We start from the raw sequence: 14642 nt of genomic DNA, 5'->3' as shown, positions 1-14642 counted from the left end.
AGGACGTGCCATGACGGCTCTGAGCGGTATTCGCGTAATCGAAATCGGCACCCTTATCGCGGCCCCGTTTGCGGCTCGCATACTGGCGGAGTTTGGTGCCGAGGTGATCAAGATCGAAACGCTGGGGCAGGGAGATCCTCTTCGTAAATGGCGAAAGTTGCACGAAGGCACTTCTCTTTGGTGGTACCTGCAATCGCGCAACAAAAAATCCCTGGCCTTGAACCTCAAGTCGCCTGAAGGCATCGCCATCGTCAAGCAACTGGCGCAGAGCGCTGATGTGCTGATTGAAAACCTGCGGCCGGGTGCACTCGAGAAACTGGGTATTGGCTGGGATGTTCTTCACGCGCTGAACCCAAAGCTGACATTGGTGCGGATCTCGGGTTATGGCCAGTCGGGCCCTTATCGTGACCGCCCTGGTTTCGGCGCCATTGGCGAGGCGATGGGCGGTATCCGGTACACGACGGGGACGCCTGGCACGCCACCGGCACGCGTGGGAGTAAGCCTCGGAGACTCCCTGGCGTCCATGCATGCGGTCATCGGCGCACTGATGTCGCTCTTGCGGGTCAAGACGGGACAAGGTGAAGGACAGGTTGTAGATGTATCGCTGGCAGAAAGCGTCTTCAACGTGATGGAAAGCCTCGTGCCGGAGTACGACATGCTTGGCCATGTGCGTGAGCGTAGCGGCGGCGCGCTACCGGGCATCGCGCCCTCCAATACCTACCCCACCTCCGATGGCGGTTACGTTGTGATTGCTGGCAACAGCGATCCTATTTTCAAACGTCTCATGGCTGCAATTGGCCGGGAGGACTTGGGGGAGGATCCTGCTTTTGCGCACAATGATGGTCGGGCCCTGCAATGCAACGTACTCGATGAAGCGATCAGCCACTGGAGCGCAAGGCATCCGATCGATGTCGTCCTCGACACCCTGGAAAAGGCCGAAGTGCCTGCCGGGCGCATCTATTCCGTAGCCGATATCGTTGCCGACCCACACTATCTTGCCCGGGACATGATTCTGGATGCCGATCTGCCAGGCGGTGCCCGCGTCAAGATGCCAGGCATTGTTCCCAAAATGTCAGAAACACCAGGCAGCGTGAACTGGCAAGGGCCAGGCCTGGGGCAACATACCCAGGCGGTTCTGGCCGATCTGGGCCTGACTGAAGATGCCATTGCGCGCTTGAAAGACGAGGGCGTGGTGCAATGATTACCGACTATTCGCAGCGCCTCATCGTTCAAGAAGTCTCTCCTCGCGACGGTCTGCAAATTGAGCCTGTCTGGGTTGAAACAGCCGATAAGATCAACCTGATCAATCAGTTGTCGTCATGCGGTTTCAGCCGCATTGAAGCCGGGTCATTTGTGTCGCCCAAGGCCATTCCAGCCTTGCGCGACGGCGAAGAGGTCTTCCAGGGAATCCAGCGCCATGCCGGAGTGATTTACGTTGCGCTCATACCCAACCTGAAAGGTGCCCAGCGCGCGATACAGGCCAATGCGGACGAGCTGAATCTGGTGTTGTCGGCCAGCCAGAGTCACAACCAGGCCAATATGCGCATGACGCGAGAGCAATCGCTGACCGCCTTTGGTGAAGTGGTATCGCTGGTTCGCGGTAGCACCGTTCTTCTGAACGGCGCTGTAGCCACAACATTCGGCTGCCCATTCGAAGGCCGCATCGAAGAAGACGTCGTCATGCGATTGGTCGACGCTTACCTGGAACTCGGTGTGCAGGGCGTTACGTTGGCGGATACAACCGGCATGGCAAATCCACGTCAGGTCTATGACCTGGTGCAGCGCATTCTGGATCGGGTACCGACGACAGCGCTTACGCTGCACTTTCACAACACCCGTGGCTTGGGCCTGAGCAATGTATTGGCGGCCTATGAAGCCGGGGCTCGACGTTTCGACGCGTCGCTCGGCGGCCTGGGCGGGTGCCCTTTTGCGCCGGGCGCATCCGGAAACATATGCACGGAAGACCTGGTAAATCTGTGCACCGAGATGGGAATCCCTACAGGCATCGACCTCCCGCATTTATTGGCCCTGTCGCGCACCTTGCCGCTATTGCTGGGGCATGACATGCCCGGGCAAGTTGTAAAAGCAGGACGAAACTGCGACCTGCATCCACGACCGTCGCACTGAATCCAGTGTTCTATCCGGCGATTTCTGTCGCCAACCAGACAACAAAAACAAAAGCGGCTCCTGAAGGGGCTCAGTTGGAGAACGACCATGTCTGTTTCTGTTTCTACTGCGGATGACGGCATCGCTGCCACATCAATCGATGAGAAAAAACTGATCTCGAAAGTGGCATGGCGCCTCATGCCATTGATCATGATCTGTTATCTCTTCGCATTTTTTGACCGCATCAATATCAGCTTCGCCAAATTTCAACTTCAGGCTGACCTGGGGTTAAGCAATACCGCCTATGGATTGGGGGCGGGCTTGTTTGTGGTGGGCTATGTGCTGTTCGAAGTCCCAAGCAACATGATGCTTTACAAAGTGGGCGCACGTCGCTGGATTGCCCGCATCATGATGTCGTGGGGGGTCGCGACGGCGTTGATGGTGTTCGTTACGGCAGACTGGCAGTTCTATGTCCTGCGCTTTCTCATCGGTGCAATGGAAGCCGGCTTTGCGCCTGGGGTGCTGTACTACCTGACGTTATGGTTCCCGCAGAATTACCGTGGTCGAATTACCTCAACGTTGTTTCTGGCCTCAGCGTTCGCGGGGCTGATAGGGGCACCCGTCTCTGGTTTAGTGCTGGGGCATATGGATGGCCTGCTCGAGATGCGGGGTTGGCACTGGCTATTTCTGCTGGGCGGTATTCCTTGTGTTGGCTTGGGCCTGGTCGTCTTTTTCACCCTGAAAGATCAGATTAAAGATGCTCATTGGCTCAGCCCGGATGAGCGAACCTACCTGGCCTCTCGCATTGCCAGCCATGAGCCTAACCAGCCACACGGCTCGTTACTGTCGGCCTTGAAGTTACCCGGCTTCGCGATGTTGGCGCTTATCTATTTCCTTATCCAGGTGGCGTCCTATGGGCTCAATTTCTGGGCGCCACAACTGATCCGAAGCGCAGGTACTGAAAGCCCGACGCTCATTGGCCTGCTGACCGCCGTACCCTATGTCTGCGGGGCCATAAGCATGCTTGTCATTGGGCGTTTGTCGGATGCAACAGGCGAGCGGCGCAAGTTTGTATGTGGGCTGGTCATTGTAGGTGCCATCGGATTTGTCAGTGCCGGCATCTTCGCCAATCACACAGTCTTTCTGATCGTCTCGCTGGCGCTCATGGGCACAGGCATCATCGCCTCGATACCGGCATTCTGGGCGCTGCCCCCCAAGCTGCTGGCGGGCGCGGGGGCAGGGGCTGCCGGCGGCATCGCGTTAATCAATACGATTGGACAAATGGGCGGCATTGTCAGCCCCGTCATGGTGGGGTTTATAAAAGACATCACGGGCAGCACAACGCCGGCGCTTTACCTTATTGGCTTTACCAGCCTGCTTGCCGCGGCACTTTTGATGTGGGGCCTGCCTGAACGCCTGAGGACACGCGATAAAAAATGACCTTCACGGCTGTCACGACTTCTGCCACTCGCGCCCCCCACCCTGCTGGCGAGTAGGCGCAAGCGCTGAAGCCATGTGCTGACCTGCATCGCCACTCATGGAGCACACGCTGTATCAGACAACACTGGCGCGATGCAGGCTGCTCCTGTGCCCGATGCCCGCCGCCGTCAGACGGCTCACCAGGTCCTCACGCGCCGCTCGCCCACCTGAGCGCACGTATTCAAGCTCCGACGCGGTGATCAGTACCACTGGCACCAGCCTGACCGGGGATAAGGGCATGTCATCAAGGCGCGTGGGGAAATCCGGTTCAGGCGCGCCCAGCAAGACGCCGATGGCGTCGTCATCGGTCACGAAATGTGCAGGCAGTTGATCACTCAGGTGGTGCGACTGGCTGAAGCCTGGAATTTCCAGCGATAGCACACCGTGCTGGTCAAGCTGGGAGGTGATGCCGCCAGCACCGGCCACGGTCCCGGCCACGTTCTCCACCAGTTCAAAGACCCAACTGCGCTTCAAGGGATCGACTTCGCCCACGGCGCCACGGGCATGTTCGGGGATATCGGCGGTTTCCACGAACAACTCCATCTCGAAACCATTGCCCATGCCTTCGGTATCGTCGAAGGGGTCTGACAAGCCGTCGGTGGCCATGATGACGCTATTGCCACGGCGAATCACGCGGTAGGCCTGGCGGGTCGAAGGCCAGTAAGGGCCACCCGAAAGGCTCGGGCTGATGAGGTAGGAAAGAACATCCTGCTCGACGCTGCCGACCGCGTTCCAGTGGCGGTCCAGACACGCGGCGCTGGCGTGGCGGGCGGCCTGGTTGGCCGCTTCAGCCTCATCCGCCGGATTGCCAGGCGTCACCGGCTCGTGGTGTTCGGGGGGTGGCGCTGTGGGCTGGGCGTCCTGCTGGCTGGAAGGGCTTTTGAATGAACCGAAAAGCTTCTTGAGGAAATTCACAGGCGTTCCTTGCTGAATTGGCTATGGTATGCGGGTCTGGGTTATGAAACGCTAAAGCCTGTTTTGTTCCGAGCCACCCGTGGCTGACAGGCACGCCACGGCCGGCAGCCGCGGGCGATGACGGCCTCTGCACCTGTATCCGAATTTCCACAACCGGCAACGGTCTACCACTCGCCGCGCCCACCGCAGACAGGCAGCCTATCCAAAGCCCGGGCCCGGCCGATAAGGCGACAGCGAATTGCCGCTCACCCCCTCGCCGTGAAGTACGACCATGAACACTCGATCCGATGCTGTAGATCTGCAGTCCCTGTTGGACTCGATCCAGGAATTCATCGTCGTCAAGGACGGTGAGGGGCGCTGGCTCTTTTGCAACGAGACGGCGCTCAAAGCCTATGGGATCGATGGCTTCGACTACATTGGCGTCACCGATGAAGAGTTGATCGCCATCCGGCCGGTGTACGCCGACGGTTTTCGCTACAACATCGAAACCGATACGCTGGCCTGGCAGAACGGGTACGCGACAATGGTCGAGAAATCGTTCATGGGCCTGGACGGGCGCATCAACACCTGGGAAGTGATCAAGACGCCGAGTTTCGACAGCGAGGGCAAGCGCCACCGGCTGGTCATCGTCAGCCGCAATATCACCGAGCGCAAACTGGCCGAAGAGGCGCTCAAGGTCAGCGAAAACCGCCTGCGGCACCTCGCCTTCGTGGATGCGCTGACCGGCATCCCCAACCGGCGCGGCATCATGGACATGATTTCGCAACGCCTGGCGGCGCTCAACGCGTCCGCCCATCGCGATGCCGGCGCGGCGCTGCTGTATCTCGACCTGGACAATTTCAAGCGCATCAATGACCAGTTGGGCCACGCCGTGGGTGACGAGCTGCTGGTCGCGTTCGCCCGCCGGACACGGCATGCCTTGCGCGACGCGGACTTGTTCGGACGTATCGGCGGCGACGAATTCATCATCTTCCTGGCCTGTGCCAGACGCGATCAGGCCACGGATATTGCCCAGCGCCTTTGTGAAGCGTTGCAGCACCCCTGGGCCATCAAGGGCCTGCAGATCAAGACCTCGTCGTCCATCGGCGTGGCGTTTTATCCCGAAGCCGGACAGGACGTGCACACCCTCAAGCGCCGGGCGGATGAAGCGCTGTACCAGGCCAAGGCGGCGGGGCGTGCGCAGGTCAATGTCTACATGCCAGAGGGGCTGGCAGCGCTGCGTTAAAGCACATGAATCAGGACGGCGGCCGCTTGCCGAAGCGGTCCCGGTAGAGGGAAGGCGCGAGCCCGACGCCCTTGCGAAAGGCCACCCGAAAGCTCTCCACGGACGTAAAGCCGCAGCGCTGGGCCACTTGCTCGGTGTTCAGCCGGGTACTTTCCAGCAGTAAACGCGCCTGCGCCAGGCGCGCATGTTGTAGCCACCCTTTCGGGGTCATGCCGGTGGCCTCGCTGAAACGCCGCAGGAAGGTGCGCTCGCTCATCAGTGCCCTGGCCGCCAGTTGCGGGACCGTCAGTGGCTCGGCCAGGTGCTCGCGTGCCCAGTCCAGGATAGCCGCAAGGTCATGGCGCGGCGTCCGGGCCACCGGTGCCGGAATGAATTGTGCCTGGCCACCGGAACGCAGCGGTGCCATCACCAGGCGCCGGGCGACGTTGTTGGAGATATGTGCGCCAAAGTCGCGCTCGATCAGGTGCAGGCAGGCATCGATGCCGGCCGCACTCCCCGCCGACGTGATCAACTGGCCGCTGTCGACATACAGCACGGCCGCATCGACCTCGATCGCCGCAAAGCGCAGTGCCAGTTCATCGGCATGGCGCCAATGGGTCGTGGCGCGCTGGCCATCCAGCAGCCCGGTGGCCGCCAGCACAAAGGCCCCCGAGCAGATCGACAGCAACCGCGCTCCGCGGGCGTGTGCATGGCACAGCGCGTCCAGCAGCGCCTGGGGTGGCGCTTCATCGCGGTTTCGCCAGCCTGGAATGATGATCGTCTGCGCCTGGTCGAGCGCCTCGTAACCGGCGTCGGCGGTCACGGTAAAGCCACCGACCGCCCGCATCACGCCGGGATCAACGGCGACGATGCAGTGCCGGTACCAGGCAAAATCGAACTCCGGCCTTGGCAGCGCGAACATCTCGATGGCGATGCCGAACTCGAACGTACATAAACCATCGTAGGCCAGGATGGCCACCAGACCGGGGGCGTCGCTCATTGGCGGAAAACTACCAGTTGATGTCGAATCCGCCACTGTAGCGCAGTGCGCACCCTGCTTACAGTAGGGCCACCCCATCCCCAGCCAGGAATGCCCACATGCCCAGCCTGATCAGCCAGACCCCCGCCGCCCCCGCCGCACAAGCCCTGGCGCATTTCAGTGACCGTCTACGCTTTGAAACCGATTGTTCCGATGTGCATTACAGCCAGCAGGCCGGCCAGGTCGACTATGTGCTGGTGGATGTGCGCAGCCCCGAGGCCTTTGCCGCCGGGCACGTGCCTGGCGCCATCAACCTGCCGACCCGCACCCTCACGCCTGAACGCCTGGCGGTGTTTCCGGCCGACAGCCTGTTTGTCGTCTACTGCGCCGGCCCCCACTGCAATGGCGTGCACCGGGCGGCTGCACGCCTGGCGCACCTCGGCTATGCGGTCAAGGAGATGATCGGCGGCGTGACCGGCTGGCTCGATGAGGGCCTGGCCCTGACGAGCGAGACCGGTGCCCAGGCCGCTTCGCACACCGCGATCGCTTGCGCCTGTTGAACACTGCGCAGCGCCCGTTGCCGGGCGCTGGCTGACCGGCTACAAGGCTCAGAACTGGTAACTGAGGGTCGCACTCACGTTGCGCTCTTCGCCCACGTAGCAGTAGCTCAGGCTGGCGCACGAGGCCACGTAGGATTCGTTCGTGAGGTTGTTGGCGTTAACCCGTACGTCCACGCCCTTGAGCCCCACCTTGCCCAGGTCGTAACCGACCGAGGCGTCATACAGCGTGTAGGACGGCACTTTCAGGGTGTTCTCGGCATCGGCCCAGCTGGACCCTACGTAGCGCACCCCCGCACCCAGGCGCAGGCCGTCGAGCGCGCCGCTGTTGAAGGCGTAGTCACCCCAGAGCGAGGCCATGTGCCTGGGGGCCTGGGTCGGCGAATGGCCTTTGTTCTCGATGATATTGCCGGGGGTGCTGAGGGTGCTGGGCATGGACTTCGAATACTCGATGTCGGTCAGGGTGTAGCTGCCCAAAAGCTTGAAGTTGTCGTTCAACTGCAGGTGCGCTTCAAGTTCCAGCCCTTGCGAACGCACAGCACCAATGGGGCGGTAGAAGTTCTCCTGAGGCAGCTTGGACGCCAGGTTTTCCTGATCGATACGAAACACCGAGGCGGTGAACAGGTCGTCCGTGCCGGGCGGCTGGTATTTGAGGCCGGCTTCCCACTGCTTGCCGTCGGTAGGCGCCAGCGGATTGCCCGCGCTGTCGGAATACGAGTTCGGATTGAAGGACTCCGAATAGCTCAGGTAAGGCGCAAGGCCGTTATCGAACAGGTACAGCACACCGGCGCGGCCGGTGGTCTTGGTGCGTTTGTCCTGGCGTTCGGTGCCTTCGGGTCTGCCGGCCTCGGCCAGGCGGTTTTCATCCGAGGTCTCGACCCAGTCGTGGCGCACACCCAGCGAGAAGCGCCACTGGTTCCACTCGATCAGGTCCTGAGCATAGACGCCTGTCTGCTCCAGGCGGCGCAGGTAACGGGTGGGGTCGTAGTAACTGATCGCTGCACTGCCATACACCGGGTCGAAGCCGTTCAATGGCGTCACTGCACCGCTGGTCCAGTCCACGACGGTCTTGCGCCGCTGATAGTCCGCGCCGAACAGCAACGTATGCCTGGCAGTGCCGGTGAAGAAGTCGGCCTGCAGCATGTTGTCGATAATGAACGCATGCAGACGCTCATCGCCGTGGGAGTAATAACGGTTCAACTCATTACTGGTGGGCGTCGTCCAGCCATAGCCGTAGACCTGATCAAGCTCGACGCTCGATTCCTGATAACGGAAATTCTGCCGGGCCGTGAAGACATCGTTGAAGCGATGTTCAAACTGATAGCTGAAAGCCTGCTGGTCACGACTGAAACTGTCGACACCGGGCTCGCCATCGAAAAAGTGCTCGGAAATACGCCGGCCGTTGCGCTTGTGCAGGCTGCCATCCGCTGGCACGCCGCTGTGATAGCCGCCTTCGGGGTCGCGCTGCAGATAAGCCTGTAACGTCAGCGAGGTGTCTTCGGTGAAGTCGATGCTGACGGTCGGCGCCAGCGCGTAGCGTTTTTCTTCGACATGATCGAACTGCGTGTCGGACCGGTCGACCAGGCCGGTCAGGCGATAAGCCACGCGCTTGTCGTCATCGACCGGCCCGCTGAAATCAAAGCCCAGGCCGCGCTGGCCCTGGGTGCCGACGGTGGCCTGGATCTGGTGATAGGGCGTGAACAGCGGTTTCTTGCTGGTCAACGCCACCAGGCCGCCGGGCGAGCTGCGCCCGTAAAGGACTGACGAGGGGCCTTTGAGGATATCGACCCGCTCAAGAAAGTAGGGGTCCACCTGCATCGTACTGTAGGTGCCGCTGTCGCCCATGGACTTGAGGCCATCGAGGTAAATGTTATCCACAGAGCCGTCGTTGAAACCGCGCAGGGCCACATAGTCGTAACGGTGGGTGGCGCCATAGGGGTTGGTCAGCACGCCCGGGGTATAGCGCATGGCCTGGGCGACGGTCTGGGCGCCTTGATCGTCCATTTGCTGGCGCGTCACCACGGACACTGACTGGGAGGTTTCCAGCACGGCGGTGCTGGTCTTGGTCGCGATCTGGCTATGGGTGGCGTTGTAGCCTTCGACGCTGCCCAGTGCATTGCCCAGTGCAAAGCCGCGGATGTCCGTCGTCGGCAAGGCCAGGGCCTCGCTTTGCATACGGGTGAGCACGTAACTGTTGCCATCCGGCGAGACCGCCTGCAACGCGCTGCCGCCCAGCAGGATTGCCAGGGCCTGCTCGACTGAATAGCTGCCCTGCAACCCCGGCGACTGCAGGCCGGTCGTCTGCGCCGGGGTGGCGGACAAGGTGATGCCTGCTTGTCGTGCAAATTGATTCAACGCCTCGCCCAGCGGCGCCGGCGCGATCGAGTAACTGCGCGCGCTGGCAGTTACCGCCGATGGATCCTGGGCCTGGACCTGTACAGGCATGAAAGCCACGCCCAGGGCAGTCGTCAGCGTGGCGAGGCGAATCGGGGTAGACATCAATTGCCGGATCATTGGAGGTTCCGTGAGGCGGTTGATCAAGAAGGTGGTCTCTCCTAGCCGGCCGAACCTGAAAAACCCGCCAAAAAACAGGATCAGGCCTGGCACCTATTGCAGCAACGCACCGATCTGATGGCACCTCTGAATGCCAGACCTGACACCAATGACCCTACTGGCCTCATCGTCGGATCGCCGCCCGCAGCAAGCCGCCTCTCACCGGATTGATTCGCCCAGAATATCGGGCCTGGCACCGGGACTGTGGGAGGCAGCTCTGCTGGCGATGGCTATGTGTCAGGCGCAGCAGGTGTGTTGGGCTTGCTGGCCTCATCGCCGGCAAGCCGCCTCCCACAGGTTCGATGAAATCCCGGATCTTGTGCCAGGTACCGGACTGTGGGAGGCAGCTCTGCTGGCGATGACTGTGTGACAGGCGCAGCCGGTGTGTTGGGCTTGCTGGCCTCATCGCCGGCAAGCCCCCCCCCACAGGTTCGATGAAATCCCGGATCTTGTGCCAGGCACCGGACTGTGGGAGGCAGCTCTGCTGGCGATGGCTATGTGACAGGCGCAGCAGGTGTATAGGCCTTGCTGGCCTCATCGCCGGCAAGCCGCCTCCCACAGGTTCGATGAGCACCCCGGATCTTGTGCCAGGCACCGGATTGTGGGAGGCAGCTCTGCTGGCGATGACTGTGTGACAGGCGCAGCCGGTGTGTTGGGCTTGCTGGCCTCATCGCCTGCAGAGCAGCCTCCCACAGGATTGATGTTGCCCATGATCTCGGGCCTGGCACCAGACTGTGGGAGGCGGCTTGCCGGCGATGGCGATGGGACAGGCGCAGCAGGTGTATGGGCCTTGCTGGTCTCGTCGCCGGACCGCCCGGGGCAGCGCGTCCTCCAAATCACACCTGGCCTCTCAGCGTCACCCACCAGGGCGTGCGGTAGTTCACCTGCACCGGCAGCGTTTGCGCCAGTACCGCCAGCAGTCTGTCCGTGTCTTCGAGGCGAAAGACCCCGGACAACCGCAAATCGGCGATGTCGTCCGTGCAACCCAGGAAGCCTCGCCGGTAGCGCCCCACCTCCGCCAGAAACGTCCTGAGGCGCATGTCACGCGTCACGATCAATCTCTCCAGCCAGGCCTCGGCGTCCATTTCAGGCTGCGGCACCAGGGTCGCCCGGGTGGCGCTGACCACATACTGTTGGTCGGCGCGAACCTCGACCGGGCTGGCACCGGGCAACCGGATCAGCACCTGGCCTGTGCTGACACTGAGCCGGGTCATGTCGTCGTCCTGGCGCACGACAAAACCGCCGCCCAGGGTTTCAAACAGCGCGTGGCGGCTGCGCACCTGCAGCGGTCGCTGCCCGGCAGGCGGCGAAGGCGTGGTCACCAGCATCTCGCCGCGCACAAGGCGGATCAGCGCCTGCCCGGCGCTGAAATCCTGATCCACCGCGCTGTCGGTATTGAGCCGCAACTGCGTACCATCGGCCAGTTGAAAGCGGCCCAGTTGCCCGAACCCGGTGGCGTAATCGGCGCGCCACTGCTGCACCGGTCTCAGGTCGCGAGCGAGCCACGCCCCGGCCCCGAGCACCGCCGTACCGGACAACAGCGTCAAGGCGCGTCGGCGACTGAGCCGTTGTGTGCCCTGCTCCAGCGCCTCGAAGGCCGCCGTCGAAACAGGCAGCGCCTTGAACTGGGTGCTCAGTTCGCTGTTGAGCGCCTGGATGCGCTGCCATGCACACTCATGCTCGGGGTTCTGCGCGCGCCAGCGTGCGCACTGCTCATGCACAGAGGCATCGGACGAATGCGCTTGCAAACGCAATGACCACTCGATGGCCTGCCTGACGATCTGCCGGGAAGGCTGATCCGGGGAGCAAACCGGGTTCAAGCGCCGTATCGCAACTGGTAACAGTGATAAAGCCCATCGGCGACGTAACGCTCTACGGAGCGCAGCGAAATGCCCATCTGCGCGGCGATCTGCTGATGAGGCATGCCTTCGCACTGAGCCAATAGAAACGCGCGCCTGACCCTGGGTTTCAAGCCATCGAGCATGCGCGCAATGCTTTCGAGCAGTTCGAACACCAGTTCGCGTGACTCCGGAGACGGCGACTCAAGCTCCGGGCGCAGCGCCAGGGCTTCCAGATACGCGCGCTCGATTTCCTCACGGCGCCAATGGTCGATCACCAGGCCCTTGGCGACCGTTCGCAGAAAGGCCCGCGGGGCTTTCAATTCCAGCCGTTCGTGCCGGCTGAGCAGGCGCATGAAGGTGTCTTGCACCAGGTCCGCCGCGTCGGCGGCATTGCCCAACCGGCTGCGCAGCCAGGCATGCAGCCAGCGGTGATGATCGGTGTAGAGCGTTTGCAGGCCCTGATGATGAGAAGGCATGAGGCGCGCCCCGGCGGTACGCAAATGATAATAAGTCGCATTGTGTTCAAGCGATGGATCAATTGCAACCGGGGCGTGTGACTAATCCGGTGGTCATGGACGGTCAAGGACGTTTATCTTGGGAAGGTCATGAAGACTGCGACACGCCAGGTGCAGGGTTTACCTGAAAGAAAAGCCGCCCTGATTTTCACACCCGAAACACTGTCTGATCATGCCACTGACCGGCACCTCAAGGATTTGCCAATGGACCCCTACGATATAGCGCGCTACGACAAGGTCCATCTCTGGATCGGCACAAACCTGGCCCCTGAACCGGAGTACCAGCGTTACTTTGAACTGGACTACAACGCCGAACTGGATGAGCCGGCCTACCGGGTGTGTGGGTTCTGCAAGGACATCGGCATAAGGTGGTACGACGAAGATTTCATCGGCATCGTGCCCCGAGCTGAAACGTTGATGACGCTGGACGACCTGCTCCGGCAGGCGCCTGTCGACTCCCGCGAGCAGGATCGTGTCAAAGCGAAATGTACGGAGCTGGGCATCGACAAGGCCAACGCCCTGTTCTGGTATTGCGATGGCGCCACCGTTATCTCGCGCCCCCTCAAGACCCGCTATAACGGCCTGGCTTATATCGGTCTGTTTGAAGGTAACTAGATCTCGTCCCCCCATGAGCCCGACAGGAAAACATCATGTTGCCCTACTTGATCGAGTCTGCACCCAGCCTGTCAGCGGCGGATATCAACCGTTTTGAGCAGGCCCTCGATGTTGGTTTTCCACAGGCCTTCCGTGATTTCTATCTGGCCACCAATGGCGGCTATATCGACGACGCCCTGAACGGCAACGATCTGTTGCTGGCCGGTTTCGTCCCCATCAAGCATGGACGGGTGCCGATGGAGCAGGCCTACAGAGAACTTGTGGAAGACGTCCCGGCGCTGGCCGGAAAAATGCCTTTTGCCTTTGACGAAGGCGGCAATTATTTCCTGTTATCGCTGGACGGTCCTGATCACGGCAAGATCGGCTTATGGATCATGGACACCGAGCACTACCATGAGGTCGCCCATGACTTCTCAGCGTTTCTCGACCGGCTCGCGGGGTGATTCGACCTCCACAGCGCACAAATTCAGCCGTGCAGCGTCACAAAAACGAGGCGCTGGCAGCAAGCCGGCAAACGTTGATCCGAATGCCATCATTTTGCTCTAGCCACCCGGCCTTGCCTGTGTAAAATGCGGCCTTGGGTGTCACCGCATGATGCGGCAGGGCAGGTTAAATTCAGCACGGGTCGGGCCGCTTGTGCGGAGCCCTCGTGCCTATGAGTCTGGACCCTGTACGCCTCGACAAAACCTCAAGCACCACCCCCTCGCCTTCTGCCATGGCTTTTCTTTCACGGTTTTTCGCAGCCGAGTCGGCTGGCGGCCTGATTCTGATGGCGGCCGCCCTGGCGGCGCTGATCGTGGCCAACTCGCCGTTATCGGCTGCCTACTTCTCGACCCTGCATACCTACGTGGCGGGGCTGTCGATCTCGCACTGGATCAATGACGGCCTGATGGCAATCTTTTTCCTATTGGTGGGCCTGGAGATCAAGCGTGAAATGCTGGTCGGCCAACTGGCCAGCTGGGGCGACCGGGCCCTGCCGGGCCTGGCGGCGCTGGGCGGCATGATCATGCCGGCGCTGATCTACATCGCCGTCAACTGGGGCAATGCACAAACGCTGGGCGGCTGGGCCATTCCGGCAGCCACCGACATCGCCTTTGCGCTGGGCGTGCTGTCGCTGCTGGGCAAGCGCGTGCCTGTGTCGTTGAAGGTCTTTCTGTCGGCCCTGGCCATTCTCGATGACCTGGGCGCGGTCATCATCATTGCCCTGTTCTACACCAGCGACTTGTCGATCAACATGCTGCTGGCCTCGCTGGGCGTGATCGTGGCCCTGGTGGCGCTGAACCGCTTTGGCGTCAAAAGCCTGATTCCCTACCTGCTGGCCGGTGCGCTGTTGTGGTTCCTGATGCTGCAATCGGGCATCCATGCCACGCTGGCCGGTGTGATCCTGGCCCTGTGCATTCCGATGGGCAACCCGGAAAACGAGCGTCAGTCGCCGCTGCTCAAGATGGAAGGCAAGCTGCATCCCTGGGTCGCGTTTGCCATCGTGCCGATCTTCGGTTTTGCCAACGCCGGCGTCTCGCTGGCAGGCATCACGCCTGACAACCTGGTCGACCCGGTACCGCTGGGCGTCGCGCTGGGGCTGGTGCTGGGCAAACAGCTGGGCGTATTCGGCTTTTCGGCGCTGGCCATCCGCATCGGCATGGCCAGGCTGCCTGAAGGCGCCAACTGGAGCCAGTTGTATGGCGTGGCGCTGTTGTGCGGCATCGGCTTTACCATGAGCCTGTTCATCGGTGCCCTGGCCTTCGTGAACTCGGCGCACCTGGTCGATGAAGTGAAAGTCGGCGTGCTGCTGGGCTCTGTGATTTCGGCCATTCTCGGCGTGCTGATCCTGCTCAAGGCCGCTCGTCAGAAATAACCAGGCTGATCGGCCCGCCCGAT

General features: G+C 61.5%; 13 protein-coding genes. 8 read left to right on the top strand and 5 right to left on the bottom strand.

The window, feature by feature from the left end; genetic code table 11:
• The first annotated feature begins 10 nt into the window (after positions 1-10).
• The 3 genes from DGA31_RS21140 to DGA31_RS21130 all read left to right on the top strand — a co-directional run bounded on the left by DGA31_RS21140 (position 11) and on the right by DGA31_RS21130 (position 3546).
• Positions 11-1201 carry a CaiB/BaiF CoA transferase family protein gene (locus DGA31_RS21140; RefSeq protein ID WP_109513870.1) on the top strand — a complete coding sequence of 397 codons (1191 nt, stop codon included), beginning with the start codon at positions 11-13 and terminating at the stop codon, positions 1199-1201.
• On the top strand, positions 1198-2127 hold the full coding sequence (locus DGA31_RS21135) for a hydroxymethylglutaryl-CoA lyase (RefSeq protein WP_109513869.1): 930 nt from the start codon (positions 1198-1200) through the stop codon (positions 2125-2127). The genes DGA31_RS21140 and DGA31_RS21135 overlap by 4 nt, the downstream gene beginning before the upstream one ends.
• 87 nt (positions 2128-2214) lie before the next feature.
• Positions 2215-3546 (top strand): MFS transporter, encoded by a 1332-nt coding sequence (locus DGA31_RS21130; RefSeq protein ID WP_056842136.1) that lies wholly within the window; start codon positions 2215-2217, stop codon positions 3544-3546.
• Positions 3547-3660: 114 nt separating this feature from the next.
• Here the strand turns inward: DGA31_RS21130 and DGA31_RS21125 are convergent, their stop codons facing one another.
• Positions 3661-4500, bottom strand: coding sequence for a suppressor of fused domain protein (locus DGA31_RS21125; RefSeq protein ID WP_109513868.1), 840 nt, complete (start codon positions 4498-4500; stop codon positions 3661-3663).
• A gap of 271 nt (positions 4501-4771) precedes the next feature.
• Between DGA31_RS21125 and DGA31_RS21120 the strand changes: the two genes are divergently transcribed.
• The gene (locus DGA31_RS21120; protein WP_109513867.1) at positions 4772-5725 is read left to right on the top strand and encodes a GGDEF domain-containing protein; all 954 of its coding nucleotides are present in this window, start codon (positions 4772-4774) and stop codon (positions 5723-5725) included.
• 10 nt (positions 5726-5735) lie between these two features.
• On the opposite strand, the gene ftrA is transcribed toward DGA31_RS21120, so the two are convergent.
• Positions 5736-6704, bottom strand: a complete 969-nt coding sequence (gene ftrA, locus DGA31_RS21115; protein WP_109513866.1) for a transcriptional regulator FtrA — start codon at positions 6702-6704, stop codon at positions 5736-5738.
• Positions 6705-6802: 98 nt separating this feature from the next.
• Between ftrA and DGA31_RS21110 the strand changes: the two genes are divergently transcribed.
• On the top strand, positions 6803-7243 hold the full coding sequence (locus tag DGA31_RS21110; RefSeq protein ID WP_056842132.1) for a rhodanese-like domain-containing protein: 441 nt from the start codon (positions 6803-6805) through the stop codon (positions 7241-7243).
• Positions 7244-7291: 48 nt separating this feature from the next.
• On the opposite strand, the gene DGA31_RS21105 is transcribed toward DGA31_RS21110, so the two are convergent.
• From DGA31_RS21105 to DGA31_RS21095, 3 genes are all read right to left on the bottom strand, one after another.
• Positions 7292-9739: a TonB-dependent siderophore receptor gene (locus tag DGA31_RS21105; RefSeq protein ID WP_241509627.1), complete on the bottom strand. Its 2448-nt coding sequence runs from the start codon at positions 9737-9739 to the stop codon at positions 7292-7294.
• Between the two features lie 890 nt (positions 9740-10629).
• Positions 10630-11613, bottom strand: coding sequence for a FecR domain-containing protein (locus tag DGA31_RS21100; protein WP_241509626.1), 984 nt, complete (start codon positions 11611-11613; stop codon positions 10630-10632).
• The gene (locus DGA31_RS21095) at positions 11610-12110 is read right to left on the bottom strand and encodes a sigma-70 family RNA polymerase sigma factor (RefSeq protein ID WP_109513914.1); all 501 of its coding nucleotides are present in this window, start codon (positions 12108-12110) and stop codon (positions 11610-11612) included. Before DGA31_RS21095 ends, DGA31_RS21100 begins: the two co-directional genes overlap by 4 nt.
• 243 nt (positions 12111-12353) lie before the next feature.
• Here DGA31_RS21095 and DGA31_RS21090 point away from each other — a divergent pair, with 243 nt between their 5' ends.
• The 3 genes from DGA31_RS21090 to nhaA all read left to right on the top strand — a co-directional run bounded on the left by DGA31_RS21090 (position 12354) and on the right by nhaA (position 14619).
• Positions 12354-12764: an immunity 22 family protein gene (locus tag DGA31_RS21090; RefSeq protein ID WP_109513864.1), complete on the top strand. Its 411-nt coding sequence runs from the start codon at positions 12354-12356 to the stop codon at positions 12762-12764.
• Between the two features lie 35 nt (positions 12765-12799).
• The gene (locus DGA31_RS21085; protein ID WP_109513863.1) at positions 12800-13207 is read left to right on the top strand and encodes an SMI1/KNR4 family protein; all 408 of its coding nucleotides are present in this window, start codon (positions 12800-12802) and stop codon (positions 13205-13207) included.
• 212 nt (positions 13208-13419) lie between these two features.
• Positions 13420-14619 carry a Na+/H+ antiporter NhaA gene (gene nhaA / locus DGA31_RS21080; RefSeq protein WP_109513862.1) on the top strand — a complete coding sequence of 400 codons (1200 nt, stop codon included), beginning with the start codon at positions 13420-13422 and terminating at the stop codon, positions 14617-14619.
• The last annotated feature ends 23 nt before the right edge of the window (positions 14620-14642 follow it).

This window comes from Pseudomonas ovata, from assembly GCF_003131185.1.
Classification (GTDB): Bacteria; Pseudomonadota; Gammaproteobacteria; order Pseudomonadales; family Pseudomonadaceae; genus Aquipseudomonas; species Aquipseudomonas ovata.
This window is presented reverse-complemented; position numbering and strand designations above follow the sequence as displayed.

Excerpts from the sequence above, each read along its gene's own strand:
- DGA31_RS21140 (WP_109513870.1), top strand. The coding sequence starts at position 11 with ATGACGGCTCTGAGCGGTATTCGCGTAATCGAAATCGGCACCCTTATC.
- DGA31_RS21135 (WP_109513869.1), top strand. The coding sequence starts at position 1,198 with ATGATTACCGACTATTCGCAGCGCCTCATCGTTCAAGAAGTCTCTCCT.
- DGA31_RS21130 (WP_056842136.1), top strand. The coding sequence starts at position 2,215 with ATGTCTGTTTCTGTTTCTACTGCGGATGACGGCATCGCTGCCACATCA.
- DGA31_RS21120 (WP_109513867.1), top strand. The coding sequence starts at position 4,772 with ATGAACACTCGATCCGATGCTGTAGATCTGCAGTCCCTGTTGGACTCG.
- ftrA (WP_109513866.1), bottom strand. The coding sequence starts at position 6,704 with ATGAGCGACGCCCCCGGTCTGGTGGCCATCCTGGCCTACGATGGTTTA.
- DGA31_RS21110 (WP_056842132.1), top strand. The coding sequence starts at position 6,803 with ATGCCCAGCCTGATCAGCCAGACCCCCGCCGCCCCCGCCGCACAAGCC.
- DGA31_RS21105 (WP_241509627.1), bottom strand. The coding sequence starts at position 9,739 with ATGTCTACCCCGATTCGCCTCGCCACGCTGACGACTGCCCTGGGCGTG.
- DGA31_RS21095 (WP_109513914.1), bottom strand. The coding sequence starts at position 12,110 with ATGCCTTCTCATCATCAGGGCCTGCAAACGCTCTACACCGATCATCAC.
- DGA31_RS21090 (WP_109513864.1), top strand. The coding sequence starts at position 12,354 with ATGGACCCCTACGATATAGCGCGCTACGACAAGGTCCATCTCTGGATC.
- DGA31_RS21085 (WP_109513863.1), top strand. The coding sequence starts at position 12,800 with ATGTTGCCCTACTTGATCGAGTCTGCACCCAGCCTGTCAGCGGCGGAT.
- nhaA (WP_109513862.1), top strand. The coding sequence starts at position 13,420 with ATGAGTCTGGACCCTGTACGCCTCGACAAAACCTCAAGCACCACCCCC.